The organism is Streptomyces sp. SDr-06 (assembly GCF_003324565.1).
Classification (GTDB): Bacteria; Actinomycetota; Actinomycetes; order Streptomycetales; family Streptomycetaceae; genus Streptomyces.
Window position 1 is genome coordinate 154,724 of the sequence record NZ_QOLA01000001.1, and the last position, 13,804, is coordinate 168,527.

Sequence of the window (13,804 nt, forward strand, 5' to 3'; positions counted from 1 at the left end):
GTCGCCTGCATCCGGACCGCCCGCTAGGGGCCTTCGGGGTCGACCCGGGCGGCACGGCTGAGGAGGAGCTCCCTTTCCTGGGCGTTGTGCGTCAGCGAGGCGGCGCGCTCGAACTCCGCCCGCGCCTCGGCGGCCCGGCCCAGGCGCTCCAGGAGGTCGCCGCGGACGCTCGGCAGCAAGTGGTAGCCCTTCAGGGCCGGTTCGTCGCGCAGGGCGTCGACGAGTTCCAGGCCGGCCGCGGGTCCCTCGGCCATCGCGACGGCGACGGCCCGGTTCAGCTCGATCACGGGGGACGGGGTCAGCTCCATCAGGCGGCCGTACAGGAGGGCGATCGACGTCCAGTCGGTGTCCTCGTAGCGGATGGTGCGCGCATGGCACGCGGCGATGGCCGCCTGCACGGAGTAGGGGCCGTCACCCGCCCGGTGCAGGGCCTCGATGCCCCGGCGGATGAGGAGGCGGTTCCACTTGGCCCGGTTCTGGTCGGCGAGCAGCACCGGCGCGCCGCCGGGCCCGGTGCGGGCCGGGATGCGGGAGGCCTGGAACTCCAACAGGGCCGCCAGGCCGTGGACTTCGGGCTCCTTGGGCATCAGGCCCGCCAGGACGCGGATCAGGCGCAGCGCGTCCTCGCACAGGGCGGGGCGCACCAGATCGTCGCCCGCCGTCGCGGAGTACCCCTCGTTGAAGACGAGGTAGATCACTTCGAGGACGGAGGAGACGCGGGCGTCCCGGTCGGCGCCGTACGGCACCTCGAAGGGGACCCCGGCCTTGGCGAGGGTCCGCTTGGCGCGCACGATGCGCTGGGCCACCGTCGGTTCGGGGGCCAGGAAGGCGCGGGCGATCTCCTGGGTGGTCAGCCCGCCGAGCAGGCGCAGCGTGAGCGCGATCCTGGCCTGTGTCGACAGCACGGGGTGGCAGGCGGTGAAGATGAGCCGGAGCAGGTCGTCGTCGATGGCGTCGGGGTCGTCGAAGTCCGCCGGGTCGGGCGGCGGCACGTCCTCCAGCGCCCGCCCCACCTCCGCGAGTTTGCGTGCGTAGGTCTCCTTGCGGCGTACGAGGTCGATGGCGCGGTGTTTGGCGGTGGCCATGAGCCAGGCACCCGGCTTGTCGGGGACGCCCGCCTCGGGCCACTGCTCCAGGGCGGCGACCAGGGCGTCCTGCGCGAGTTCCTCCGCGATGCCTACGTCCCGCACGATGCGGGCCACGCCCGCGATGATCCGTGCGGACTCGATCCTGAATACCGCTTCGACCGTCCCGGTCGCACTCACTGCCGTCACGGCCACCCATCAGAGCAGTCCCGCGCGGGGGCGGCAAGCTCGACCCGGCGCACGGGACCGGCACCCCGTAGCCTGGGCGCATGCCCCGACTCCAGCGACTCCGCCCCGACCACATTCCGGCGCTGCTGGAGTTCGAGCAGGAGAACCGGGAGTACTTCGCCGCGTCGATCCCGGACCGGGGCGACGACTACTTCGCGCAGTTCGAGGCGCGCCTGACCGCGCTCCTCGCCGAGCAGGACGCGGGCATCTGCTTCTTCCACGTCGTAATGGACGACGACGGCGGCGTGCTGGGGCGGGTCAACCTGGTCGACGCCGACGGCGGTTCGGCCGAACTCGGGTACCGCATCGCCGAGCGGGCCGCGGGGCAGGGCCTGGCCACGGCCTCCGTACACGAGGTCTGCGCGCTGGCCGTCGCGGAGTACGGCCTGACCGAGCTGAAGGCCGTCACGACCCTGGACAACACCGCTTCGCGGACCGTGCTGGCCCGCACCGGCTTCACCCCCACCGGTGGCCTGCGGCTGGACGGACGGCCGGGCCTTCGCTTCGTACGGGATCTGCGACGTGGCCGGTAGTCGACGACGGTCGAGTAGTCGAGCGCGCCGCGGGCCCGGCTCCTAGACTCGCTCCAGGCCTCACATACGTGTGAGGCCTGGAGCGTCGACCGAGGGGGAGCACATGCGCATCGGGGAGCTTTCGGAGCGCACCGGCACGTCGCGCCGGCTGCTGCGCTATTACGACGAGCAGGGGCTCATCGTCTCCAGCCGCTCCCCCAACGGCTACCGCCACTACGACGAGGACCTCGTGGACCGCGTGCTGCAGATCCGGGGGCTGCTGGACGCCGGGCTGCCGACCCGGATCATCAAGCAGATCCTGCCCTGCCTCAACAAGCCCCGCGTCATCCACTTCCCCGACGCCACCCCGGAGATGCTCTCCACGCTCACCCTCGAACGCGATCGCATGACGCAGCGCATCGAATGCCTGACCCGCAACCGCGACGCGGTCTCCGCGTATCTCGACGCGGTGAGCTCCTGCCGCGCCCCCGAGGTTCCGGCGGGACGCTGACGCGCCGACCCCTCACGCGTTCACGTATGCGGTCAACCGCCGTGTCGCGCCCACCCGTGGACACATGCTGGATTCACGTGCAGGATACGGAACCACGCGACCCGAGAGGTGTCCCTCATGAAGCGGCGTCAACTCCTCGTCGGCGGCGCGGCGTTGGCCGCCGCGCTTTCGTTCACCTCCGCGGCGTCCGCCACCGGCGGCCGACCTCCGCGCCGCGACGAGATCGTGTCGGTGCTGCGCAGAGTCGCCGACCACTGGATCGCCGCGCACACCGCGCCGGGCGACAACGGCTGGGCGCGGGCCACGTTCTTCAGCGGGCTGATGGCCCTGCACCGCCTGACCGGCGAGCCGCGCTACCTGGCGTACGCGCGAGGCTGGGCCGAAAGCCACGCGTACGGCCTCATCGGGGGTGTGAGCACCCGGCACGCGGACAACCAGTGCGCGGGGCAGACGTATCTCGACCTCTACGCCGTCGAGCCCGAGCCTGCGAAGATCTCGGCGATCGAGGAGTGCCTGCACCGCATGGTCTCCGTCGACCGGCCCGGCAAGGACGACGACTGGTGGTGGGCGGACGCCCTGCACATGGCCATGCCCGCGTTCGCGCGCCTGGGGACGCTGCGCGGCGACGACGCCTACGGGGAGAAGCTCTACCGGCTCTACCGCCACACCAAGAGCGCCGAGGGCGGGCCGGGCCTCTACGACCCGGGGATCGGCCTGTGGTTCCGCGACAAGAGATTCGTCCCCGGTCTGCCGGGCTCCGTCGTGTCGCCGTCCGGGAAGCCCGTGATCTGGTCACGGGGCGACGGCTGGGTCGCGGCGGCGCATGTGAAGACGCTCAAGGCACTGCCGCCGGGCGCCCCGCACGTCGCGGAGTACGGTCAGACGCTGGTCCGTCTTCTCGACGCGGCGCGCCGGGTCCAGCGGGTCGACGGGTTCTGGAACGTCAACCTCGCCGACCCGGCCCACTTCCCCGGCCCCGAGACGAGCGGCACGGCGTTCCTCGCCTATGGCGCCGCCCACGCGGTCCGGACCGGTCTGGTCGCGCGGGCCGCGTTCCTGCCCGTCGCCGTCCGGGCCTGGCAGGGCCTGGTCTCCACGGCCGTCCATCCCGACGGATTCCTCGGCTACGTCCAGGGCGTCGGCGACCGCCCGGATTCGAGCCAGCCCGTCACCTACGACACGACGGCGGACTTCGGCGTGGGCGGCTTCCTGCTGGCGGGCACGGAGCTCGCGGCCTTGTGCTGGCCGGGTCGCGTCCGGGCCGATCCGGTCGCCGGGCCGCATGGGCCGGCCGGAGGGGAAAGATCCTGAGGGCCCCGCACTGGAACGGATCCGCCCGCATCCCTGTCTAGTCTCCTGAGCACCCCCGAGCGGTGCCACTCGGGCCTGCCCGGGTGAACTTCTGGCAGAGAGTTTTATCGACCCATGGGTCTCACGAGTAACAAGGTGCTGGCACTGACCGTGCTGTGCGCGGTGGTGATGTTCACGGTCACCATCTGGTTGTGGCCGCGCCTGGCACGTCAAAACTGGAAAACCGTCCTGGGCCGGCTGGGACTGCTGGTTGCGACTCAGCTGCTGGTGTTCGCCGCGGTGGGGCTCGCGACGAACAACAGCTTCCTGTTCTTCGGCTCGTGGACGGACCTGTTCGGGCAGGAGCAGGGTGTGGGCGTGGTCGTCGACCACTGAGCCCGACGGGGCGCCGGGGCCCGCGCGTTCGCGCCCCGGACGAACGTGAGCGGGGAGCCGACCGGTCCGGCCGGTGGCGACGGCCCCGGCTCCCGCGCGTCGCGGCGAGCCGGGGCCGTCGCGCTTCTCAGCGCCGGCGCCGGCCGCCGAGCGCCCGGGCGAGCAGCCCCCGGGAAGCGGCCGCGTGGGCCGGGACGGCCGCCGCGGCCGGAGCCGCCTCCTGCGCAGGGGCTCCACGCAGCGGCCGGGGCGGAGTCGGCGCCTGGGCCTTCTTGCCGCTGATCCTGATGAGCGGCGCGCCCGCCACCTCTTCCACCCCGTGCCAGAGGTCGGTGCGCGTCTTCAGCCAGGTGAGCAGTTCGGTCCGCACCGGCTCGGCATCACCCCACGTGCCGTACGCCTTAGTGCCGGTGATGCAGATGAGCTTGAGCTCCTTCGTGGCGACCGCGCCCCACACCGCCGCTGCGACACCGGGGCAGTGTTCCGCCCGGAAGTCGTCGAAGGCCACGATCGCGTCCGGGGCGGCCAGTTCCCGCGCGGCCTCGATGTCGCCGTGCACGTGCTCGTACAGGTGCGAGGCGTCGACGTGGATGAAGCGACAGCTGTCCGCCTTCAGGCGGGAGGCGATGACCGAGGTCGGCGCCTGCACGATGGTGGGCAACTCCTCGTGGAAGGCGAGGTAGTTGGCTTCGAAGGCGCGGCGGGTCAGCGTCGAGTACGACCGGTCCATCTCGGCGCTGTTGGGGTCGTCGGGCGCCGGTGAGTCGAAGAGGTCGCAGACGGTGAACTCCTCGCCGGGTCGCAGGTAGCCGCCGATGAAGATCGCGCTCTTGCCCAGGTAGGCACCGAGTTCGAGCAGGTCACCGGCCTGTCGCGGGGTCTTGTCCTGACGCTTCAGGAACCAGTCGAACAGCAGTTGGTCGGCCGGCCAGAACCAGCCTTTGACATCGGAGAAGCCGGCCGGGGACGCCACCGGTGCGCTCGTGGTTTGTGACATGGCCCGGTCCTACTCCCGCCAGATGACCGGCAGATGACCGGCGGACGTGGCCCGGCCACCCCCCGGCTGAAACTCCCCCGCAGGGTGGAAGAGCCGCCTGCCCCGATCGCCACGAGCCCTCGAATCGCACGTTCCGTATCCCGGACGTCACCACGTGCGACGCCCCGCGAGGGCCCTGCGCATTGCCGACCTCACGGACTACACATAAAGGACATATAAGAGCACAATGGATGCGCGACATACTGTCGCAGCGCGGCCAGTCGTGCTGACTTCAGAAGGAGGCGAGTCGGATGGCCGACGTCTCACACCGCCCCGGTGATATTTCGGGGCACCCCGATGTCTCGGAGATGCGGGACCGCTACGCCAGGGTGATGGAGACCCGCGGCGTCGCTGCGGTCGAGGAACTCGTGATCCTCGCCGGCATATACGCGGCGATCTCCGGCTGGACGGTCCACTTCTCGGCCGCCAAGCCGACCCTGGCCCTCAGCAACCTCGTCGTCGGCATAGCCCTCGCGGTCCTGGGCCTGTGCATGTCCATGGCCCCGGAGAGGTCCCAGGACCTGAACTTCGTGGTCCTGCTCCTCGGAGCCTGGCTGATCGTCTCCCCCTGGGTCGCCGCACGCAGCGCCGGCACCGGAGCCATCCTCAGCAATGTCATCACAGGCGCCTGCGTGTGCCTGTTCGCACTGGTCGCGGGCGGCATCCTGATGAGCAGGGGCCGCAGGTCCACCTGACACCCGAAGCCCCGCCCCGGCCCCGGTGAAGCCTCGTCCGCCGGACGGCCCGCAGAGTCGCCGGGGCCCGGCGGAACCTCCACCAGCCACGGCGCCCGTTCCTCACCTCCCGCACTGCGGTCGGGAGATGACGCGGGCGCCGTCGGCATCCCCGGCCATCAGGCGCAGCCAACGGCGCTCGCCGTCCTGCCACACCTCGGTGGGCGCGAGCCCCGCGGCGGCGGCGACGGCCGCCGAGGCGCCGTGCTCGGGGTGGACGTGGGCGACGACCGAGCGCACCGCCCGCACCGCCGCGAGGCCAGTCCCGCCCCCGGAAAGGGCGCCGAAGTCGTGATCACAGGGCTCCGCTCATGTGATCGCCGTCACAGCACCATCAGGTCACCCAGGAGTAACCTGTGCGCCATGCCTCCGCTCGTACGACGCCGCCACGTGGACTACGTCCGCGTTACGAGCATGGCCTGTCGCACCTACCGCTGACCCAGGCCCCCCTTCACCCTCCCCGTGTCCTCGTGGCGCCCGCCTCACCCCGGCGGCGCCGCGTCCGCGCCCACCCGCGCCGGCCGGGGCATACCCAGCGGATGGCTCCCATGTCGTACGTGTCCTCCTCGCAGCTCCCGATCATCGACCTCTCCGCCGCCGACCGCGGCCCCGAGGCCCGCCGCCTGCTGCACGCCCAGCTCCACAGCGCCGCTCACGACGTCGGCTTCTTCCAGCTCGTCGGGCACGGCGTCACCGAGGCCGAGACAGCGGCGCTCAACGACACGATGCGGGCGTTCTTCCGTCTCCCGGAGGCGGACCGGCTGGCCATCGACAACGTCAACTCACCGCACTTCCGTGGCTATACGCGCATCGGCGACGAGCGCACCGGCGGCTCCCGGGACTGGCGCGACCAGCTCGACATCGGTGCCGAGCGTGCCGCCCGCGTACCCGGCCCGGGCGAACCCGCGTACTGGTGGCTCGAAGGGCCCAACCAGTGGCCCGCCGCACTTCCGGAGCTGCGTACCGCCGCGCTCACCTGGATCGACCGGCTCAGCGCCGTCGCCGAGAAGCTGCTGCACGAGCTGCTCGCCGCGATCGGGGCGCCCGAGGACTTCTACGACGACGTCTTTGGCGACCGTGCCCATCTGCACCTCAAGCTGGTGCGCTACCCGGGCAGTTCCGGGGACGGCAGCGGCCAGGGCGTCGGCGCCCACAAGGACTACGGCTTCCTCACCCTGCTCCACCAGGACACGGTCGGCGGGCTCCAGGTGCAGCGCGAGGACGGCCGGTTCCACGACGTGCCGCCGCTCCCCGGCGCCTTCGTGGTGAACCTCGGCGAGCTGCTCGAAGTGGCCACCAACGGCTACCTCCTCGCCACCAACCACCGCGTGGTCAGCCCGCCCGGAGCCACTGAGCGCTTCTCGGTGCCGTTCTTCTACAACCCGCGCCTGGACGCCCACATCGAGCCGCTGCCCTTCCCGCACGCGGCCCACGCACCCGGCGCCACCGCCGACCCGGACAACCCGCTGTTCGCCGAGTACGGCCGCAACGAGCTCAAGGGCAAGCTGCGGGCCCACCCGCTGGTCGCGGCCCGCCACCACGCGGACCTGCTGCTCACGGACCGCCCGCTCGCCGGATCCGCCCTGCCGTCGTAGCCATGAGGGTCGATCCGGCGAGCGGACGCAGCCGCCGCGGCCGAGGGCGCGGCCCTCAGCCGGACGCCGCGATCGCGGCGAGGCAGGCGTCGGCCCGCTGTGGATCCATCAGCCAGTCGCGGTAGCCGAGCGGGTCCGCGTAGCCGTTGGCGAAGCGGTGGGCGAGCCCGGGGTATTCGAAGGCGGCCCGCAGCAGACGGGAGACGTGCTCGGCCGGGGGCTGACGCAGCATCAGGTCGGTGAAGGCGTGGACGTGGCGGGCCTGCTCCCAGTACTCCTCGAAGGTCCGCCGCATCCACGGCCCGTCGTAGGGCAGCCCGCCGCGTCGCACAATCGCGTCGAGGTAGTGGGCCGCGGCCCGGGCGGCGTTGTTGGCCCCCTGCCCGGTGAGCGGGTCGTTGACGACGACCGCGTCCGCCATGCCCAGGACGTGGTGGCCGTTGCCCAGCGCGGCCACGGCGTGCCGGACCGTCGGGGTGATCGCGCCGTACAACGCGGCGCCCCGGTCGGTGGGCTCGGCGTGGCTGAAGCGCTCGTACTCCCACGGGGCGTGCACCCGCAGCAGCTCCACCGCGCGCCGCAGCCCCTCACGCGGACCGGGCCGGTCCTGCCAACAGTCATACGGGCCACCGGGCTTGGCCTCCAGGAGCAGGATCTCGCACGGGCCGCCCACGGTCAGCGCCTGCAGGGCGATCGCGTCCCCGGCCGCGGGCGCCCCCGTGACCCGCAGATACGCGTCGGTCTCGTCCCCCTTCGCCGTGACACCGGACGCGTAGAAGGCTGCGAGGGCGCGCTGGGGCCGGTCGTACACCGAACGCGCCGCGTCGCGGCCGAAGAGGGACGAGAGGGCCCCGCGGCCGGTGGCGACGACGGTGAGTTCATGGCGCGCTGCGATCCCCGCGAGATCCTCGGCTGAGGCCGCCCGGTGTTCCACCCGCCCGCCGCGTGCCGCGAACAGCTCCAGCCAGGCGGAGAGTTTGACGCGCTGGTCGACGGAGCGGGCCTCGTGGTCGTAGGAGGTGGTGAACCGCGCAGGCCCGGGCTCACCGGCCGTCGGGTCCCACTGGTTCATCTCCAGGCCGCCCATCACGGTCGCCTGCTCGTCCCAGAGGTTCAGCCCGGCCGCCCGCTCCAGGGCCAGCGCCGGTCCGAACATCAACTGCGTCGAGGTGACCCGGCCGTCGCGGATCTGCTCGGCGGACCGCTCCGACACCAACGTCACGTCGTAGCCTGCGGCTTGGAGCCCCAGCGCCAGATGGAGCCCGGCCTGCCCCGCCCCGACGATCGCGATCCTGCGCACACATGCCTCCCGGTGGTCACCGCCCGCTCCCCCGTTGTACTGGGTACCTGCCGGATTTCCCAGACGGCCCCCGGACGTGAGGGCGCTCGTGCGGCTACGACGCCCGGTGGGCGGGCGCTCCTCCGCTAGGCGCGGTACTGGCGCACCATCCAGTGCTGGTACGACGACCACAGCGGCCCGGTGTAGTCGGCGCAGGCCATGGTGCACAGCGTCGTGGACAGATACCGCCGGAACACCCCTTCCTTTCGCCGGGACGCCGGAAGGGAGATGTTCGGCGGCAGTGCGCTGATGGAATATCCCCGGTATCCGACGACGACGGGTTTTGGTCCCGGAATCGAGGCGGCCGCAGATTTCACGAAGCGGGCCGCGACTTCGTGATCGCTGTGGTCGCTTCGGGGGCCACTGCCATGGTCGATGTTCCGATAGTCCAGGGTGCGCACGGTTTTGGCACGGGAATCCGCGATGAGCCAGGACAGCATTTCGGTGAGTTCCTTCACGTCGTAACTCGCGCTGCGGTCCATGGTCGTGATGCGGCGGATTCTTCCCTGTTCCAGTTTGAGGAGGCTCTGCCCCGCTTGCAGGCGGGTGCCCGAGCCGTCGTGGAGACCGTCCGGGAGGCGGACGAACGTGACCCGCACGGCGGGGCGGCCCGCCGGGACCCGCAGCGCGAACGAGCGGACCGTGCGCGCGGCGTGCCGGCGATCCTGCCGGCCCCAGTCGTTGGGCACGCCCGCCATCAGCGCGTATGCCCGGCCGACGCCCTGCTCCCGCTGCTCGGTGTACCCGGTGCCGGTGCTTCCGGCATCGCCGGCCGTGAGGTAGACGATGTCGAGGCAGGCCCCCCTTCCCCAGTCGTTCAGCAAGTCGGGGCTCATGAAGAGGAGATCGTCGTCCTCGTGCGCCACCCCGGCGAACACAGTGCTCCGGCAGGCGGCGGGGGCCGCCGCCGAGGAGGCCGCCGGCACCGCGATCTGACCCCACACCAGAATCGCCATGCCGCACACTGCTGAAGCGGCTCGCCAACCGAGTTTTCTCAGCCCTACCGCTGTCGCGTTCACGGGACGGATTATCAGCACAGATTTCACGTGGATCCTGGATTTCCCTCCGGGCGTGCCGCGAGCGCCAGTTGACCGCGGAAGTTCTGGAGTACGGGAGTGAAACGGCAGGCATGGGAGCGATCGGGGTCGAGACATACGGGCCGTTGCCGGATCCTCGGATCACGCTCAAACAGGTGCGGGCTCACCAGGAAGCTCTGCCCCACCTCCCACTGAGCCATGCCGAGCTTCACCGAGGTGTGCGCGGCGCGCCAGGAGCACGGGCCGCGCGGCCCGCCCCCGGGGGCTGCGGCCCTCGGCCGACGGTGGCGCCGCCGGTAGGATCGCACCGCCGCGCGGGGCGGCGCTGCCACGTCAGGGGGAGCTCCATGCTCAAGGCCTTCGCCGATCTGTCCACGCCGCTGGTGGCCGACGCCTGCGTCCGCCATGACGTGCCGCTGCGCGTCGCGCCGCCCGGCATCGGCGCCGTCGTCCACGGCCACCGCATCGCGGGACGCGTGCTGCCGGCGCGGCACTACGGCAGCGTGGACGTGTTCCTGGAGGCGTTCGGCCGGGCGGAACCCGGCGATGTTCTCGTCATCGACAACGGCGGTCGGACCGACGAGGCCTGTGTCGGAGACCTGGCCGCGCTGGAGGCCTCGACCGCGGGGGTGGCGGGACTGGTGGTGTGGGGGCTGCACCGTGACACCCCGGAACTGACGGACATCGGGCTGCCCGTGTTCAGCTACGGCAGCTACCCGCCCGGCCCCGTGCGTCTCGATCCCCGGGAGCCCGAGGCACTGAGCACGGCGCACTTCGGTCCCCACGTCGTGAGCAGCCACGACGTCGTGTTCGGCGACGAGGACGGCGTCCTGTTCGTCGGCGCCGAGCACGTCGAGGACATGCTGGCGACGGCGCTGCGGATTCGCGGGACCGAACGCGAACAGGCCGACCGGATCCGGGCCGGCCACACCCTGCGCCGCCAGACCTCCTTCGACGCGTATCTGGCCCGGCGCGCCGCCGACCCGGAGTACACCTTCCGCAGGCATCTGCGGCACATCGGCGGAGCCATCGAGGAGTAACCGCGCCGCGTCCGTGGCCGGGGACCACCGGCCGCCCTACCCCGAGGCCCGGGACTCTCCTCACCGCCGCCGTCGTCCAGGCGGGCTCACCCCTGTTCGACACCTCGGCAAGCACCGCAAGCTGATGCCGACCGCCGCCGAGCGGCTCATCCGGGGGGGCGGCGACGGCTCTCGACAATGCCGGTGATCGACAGCGGACACGGCAGGCTGGGGTGGTCCCCTCAGGGGCGGCGAGGGCATCCTCCTCGCCGACCTCGACCTGGGGGACATCGCCCGCGGCCGCTTCGACTTCGACGCGACCGGGCATTACGCGCGCCCGGACATCTTCACCCTGCACGTGGACGAAACCCCCAGGCCTCCGACGAGGCCCGCCTGAAGGGTCTTGAGCGGATCCGGTGCCAGGCGCCCGCACCGTGCAATACGGTTCCCCCGTGGACAAGTTGATCTCATCCGATCCGGCGTACATAGGCCCGTACCGCCTGATCGCCCGCCTGGGTGCCGGCGGCATGGGCCTGGTGTACCTGGGCCGCTCCGAGGCCGGGCGGACCGTGGCCGTGAAGGTCGTCCAGGCCGAACACGCACAGCACCCGGAGTTCCGCAGGCGCTTCGCCCGCGAGGTCGCGGCCGCCCGGCGGGTGGGTGGCGCCTGGACGGCCACGGTGCTCGACGCCGACACGGAGGCCGCGGTGCCCTGGGTGGCGACCCAGTACATACCCGGGCCCGACCTGACCACGGTGGTGGGCAAGGACTTCGGGCCGCTGCCCGAGAACTCCGTCCGCGTGCTGGCCAACCGGCTCGCCCTGGCCCTGCAGGCGGTGCACGGAGCGGGCCTGATCCACCGGGACCTCAAGCCGTCCAACGTGCTGGTGACGGTGGACGGGCCGCGCGTGATCGACTTCGGGATCGCGCGGGCCATGGACAGCCTCGCCGGCGACAGCCTGCACACCCGCACCGGCATGCTGATCGGCTCCCCGGGCTTCATGTCGCCCGAGCAGGTGCGCGGCCTCGAACTCACCCCGGCCAGCGACGTGTTCTGTCTGGGCGCGGTCCTTGTCCACGCCGCGACCGGGCGTCTGCTCTTCGGCGCCACCGAGACCGGCCTGAACGCCCACCTCTTCCGGGTCGCCGAGGAGGAGGCGGACCTGACCGGCGTACCGGCGTCCCTGCTCGACCTCGTACGGCAGTGCCTCGACAAAGAACCCGCCAAGCGGCCCACCCCCCAACAGGTCGCGGACCGCACGGCGGCCGCCACGGGCGGCGAGTGGCTCCCGGGTGCGGTACTGGCACAACTGGGTCGCCACGCAGCCCAGTTGCTCGACTACGCGCCGGAAACCCCGGTCATGGCGCCCGCCGACGCGTCACCCGCCGATCCCCGCGTGGCCTCCCAAGCGCCGCACCCGTCGGCGCCCCCGCCGCCCGCGTACGCGCCCACGACCCCGGCGTACCCCGTGCCCCCACCAAGGCCGGCGCCACATTCTCCCGCCCAGGACGTGCCGCTCCCCCACCCCAGACGCTGGTGGGGTCTCGCCGTGGTCGCCCTGGTGCAGTTGTCCATGCTGCTCGACGCGGCGTCCTTCAACATGGCGCTGCCGTCCGTCATGGCCGATCTGCGCATGCCCGCCTCCGCGGCGAGCTGGCTCTTCACGGCGTACGCCCTCGCCTTCGGCACGCTGCTGCTGCTCGGCGGGCACCTCGCGGACCTGGTGGGCCGCAAACGGATGCTGATCGTCGGTCTCGTGGGCTTCGCCGTGGCCGGGGCGATGGGCGGCGCGGCGCAGAGCGCGGGCACGCTCGTGGCCTCCCGCGCTGTGCAGGGCGCCTTCGCCGCCCTCCTCACACCCGCCTCACTGGCCCTGGTCACGGCGAACTTCCCCGAAGCGAAGGCACGCGGCCGGGCCTTCGGGGTGTATGCCTCGGTCACCGCGGGCGGCTCCTGCCTGGGCTTCTTCACCGGCGGGTTGCTGGTCGAGGGCCTGGACTGGCGCCTGTCCCTCTACCTCGACGTGCCTCTCGCGGTCATCGCCGTGATCGGCGCCGCCACCCTGGTGCACGACCGTCCGCTGCACACCCCGCGCCGCCTCGACCTGCCGGGCCTGCTGCTCGGCTCCGCCGGAATCGCCGCCCTGATCTACGGCTTGCACGAGACGGACCCGCGCGGCTGGGCCGATCTGCGGGTACTCGTCCTGTTCGCGGTCGGCCTCGCCCTCCTCACGGCCTTCGTGTTCTGGCAGTTCCACACGTCCCGTCCGCCGCTCGCCGCGTACGTCCCCAGGGACCGCGACCGTCTCGGCTCCCTCGTCACGCTGCTCCTGGCCGCGGCCGGCGGCGCGGTGCTCCTGCCCGCCCTGAGCTCGCACCTCCAGAGCGACCTCGGCTACGGCCCGGCCCGGAGTTCCCAACTCCTGCTGCCCACCGCCGTCGCGGTCGTGCTGGGCGCCACCCAGGTCTCCGCCCGTCTGCTGCACCGCGTGGCGCCCCGCGCCCTGATCGTGCCGGGCCTGCTGACCTCCGCTCTCGGGCTCGCGCTCCTGACCTCCCTCAAGGCCACCAGCGCCTACGCGACCCTGCCGTTGCCGGGCATGCTCCTCACCGGCTTCGGTCTCGGCATGGCGCTGATGCCGCTGTACGCCATCGCCACGGGCGGCGTCGCCGTCCAGGACTGCGGTAAAGGCGCCGCGACGACCAACGCCGCGGCCCAGGTGGGCGGGGTGTTCGGCACCGCGCTGTGCGGCAGCGTCCTCGCCGCCACCATCACCAGCGCCCTGAGGTCGACGTCTGGGCTTCCCCCTGCCCTCGCCAACGCTGCCCGCGGCGGAAACCTCAACAATCGGGGGCTTCCGAGCACGTTCGCCCATCTGCTCAGGCAGGCGACCCTGAACGGCTACACCGACGCGCTGTGGTGGTCGGCCGGCCTCACGCTGCTCGCCGCCCTGGCCGCCGCCGTGCTGATCAGGTCCACGCCGCGCTGAGGAGTGCGCCGGGTGCCGTGCGGCACCCGGCG

At 72.1% G+C, this 13,804-nt stretch carries 11 protein-coding genes and 2 pseudogenes; 8 read left to right on the forward strand and 5 right to left on the reverse strand.

Annotated elements, in window-relative coordinates; translation table 11 throughout:
• Positions 1-23: 23 nt before the first annotated feature.
• On the reverse strand, positions 24-1,280 hold the full coding sequence (locus DT019_RS00670) for an RNA polymerase sigma factor (protein WP_388974716.1): 1,257 nt from the start codon (positions 1,278-1,280) through the stop codon (positions 24-26).
• A gap of 74 nt (positions 1,281-1,354) precedes the next feature.
• Here DT019_RS00670 and DT019_RS00675 point away from each other — a divergent pair, with 74 nt between their 5' ends.
• The 4 genes and pseudogenes from DT019_RS00675 to DT019_RS00690 form a co-directional block, all read left to right on the forward strand.
• Complete coding sequence (locus tag DT019_RS00675; protein WP_114034566.1) at positions 1,355-1,846, forward strand: GNAT family N-acetyltransferase; 492 nt, start codon at positions 1,355-1,357, stop codon at positions 1,844-1,846.
• Positions 1,847-1,949: 103 nt separating this feature from the next.
• Positions 1,950-2,336, forward strand: a complete 387-nt coding sequence (locus DT019_RS00680) for a MerR family transcriptional regulator (RefSeq protein ID WP_114034567.1) — start codon at positions 1,950-1,952, stop codon at positions 2,334-2,336.
• A gap of 117 nt (positions 2,337-2,453) precedes the next feature.
• Entirely contained in the window at positions 2,454-3,647 is a 1,194-nt protein-coding gene (locus DT019_RS00685; protein ID WP_114034568.1) for a glycoside hydrolase family 88 protein, read from the forward strand.
• A gap of 114 nt (positions 3,648-3,761) precedes the next feature.
• A pseudogene (locus DT019_RS00690) lies at positions 3,762-4,019 on the forward strand (esterase); the annotation flags it as partial.
• 130 nt (positions 4,020-4,149) lie between these two features.
• Here DT019_RS00690 and DT019_RS00695 read toward each other — a convergent pair.
• Positions 4,150-5,019 (reverse strand): class I SAM-dependent methyltransferase, encoded by an 870-nt coding sequence (locus DT019_RS00695; RefSeq protein ID WP_114034569.1) that lies wholly within the window; start codon positions 5,017-5,019, stop codon positions 4,150-4,152.
• Positions 5,020-5,309: 290 nt separating this feature from the next.
• Between DT019_RS00695 and DT019_RS00700 the strand changes: the two genes are divergently transcribed.
• Complete coding sequence (locus tag DT019_RS00700) at positions 5,310-5,753, forward strand: SPW repeat protein (RefSeq protein WP_114034570.1); 444 nt, start codon at positions 5,310-5,312, stop codon at positions 5,751-5,753.
• 102 nt (positions 5,754-5,855) lie between these two features.
• Here the strand turns inward: DT019_RS00700 and DT019_RS00705 are convergent.
• A pseudogene (locus DT019_RS00705) lies at positions 5,856-6,038 on the reverse strand (N-acetyltransferase); the annotation flags it as partial.
• A gap of 302 nt (positions 6,039-6,340) precedes the next feature.
• Here DT019_RS00705 and DT019_RS00710 point away from each other — a divergent pair.
• Positions 6,341-7,387: an isopenicillin N synthase family dioxygenase gene (locus tag DT019_RS00710; protein WP_114034571.1), complete on the forward strand. Its 1,047-nt coding sequence runs from the start codon at positions 6,341-6,343 to the stop codon at positions 7,385-7,387.
• Between the two features lie 55 nt (positions 7,388-7,442).
• Here DT019_RS00710 and DT019_RS00715 read toward each other — a convergent pair whose 3' ends face one another.
• Entirely contained in the window at positions 7,443-8,687 is a 1,245-nt protein-coding gene (locus DT019_RS00715; protein ID WP_114034572.1) for a styrene monooxygenase/indole monooxygenase family protein, read from the reverse strand.
• Positions 8,688-8,812: 125 nt separating this feature from the next.
• A complete protein-coding gene (locus tag DT019_RS00720) occupies positions 8,813-9,772 on the reverse strand; it encodes a PIG-L family deacetylase (protein ID WP_189389002.1) in 960 nt (319 codons plus the stop codon).
• A gap of 338 nt (positions 9,773-10,110) precedes the next feature.
• On the opposite strand from DT019_RS00720, the gene DT019_RS00725 reads away from it, so the two are divergent.
• Both DT019_RS00725 and DT019_RS00735 read left to right on the forward strand, forming a co-directional pair.
• Positions 10,111-10,803, forward strand: coding sequence for an RraA family protein (locus DT019_RS00725; protein ID WP_114034574.1), 693 nt, complete (start codon positions 10,111-10,113; stop codon positions 10,801-10,803).
• Between the two features lie 431 nt (positions 10,804-11,234).
• Positions 11,235-13,772, forward strand: coding sequence for an MDR family MFS transporter (locus tag DT019_RS00735; RefSeq protein ID WP_114035253.1), 2,538 nt, complete (start codon positions 11,235-11,237; stop codon positions 13,770-13,772).
• Positions 13,773-13,804: the final 32 nt, after the last annotated feature.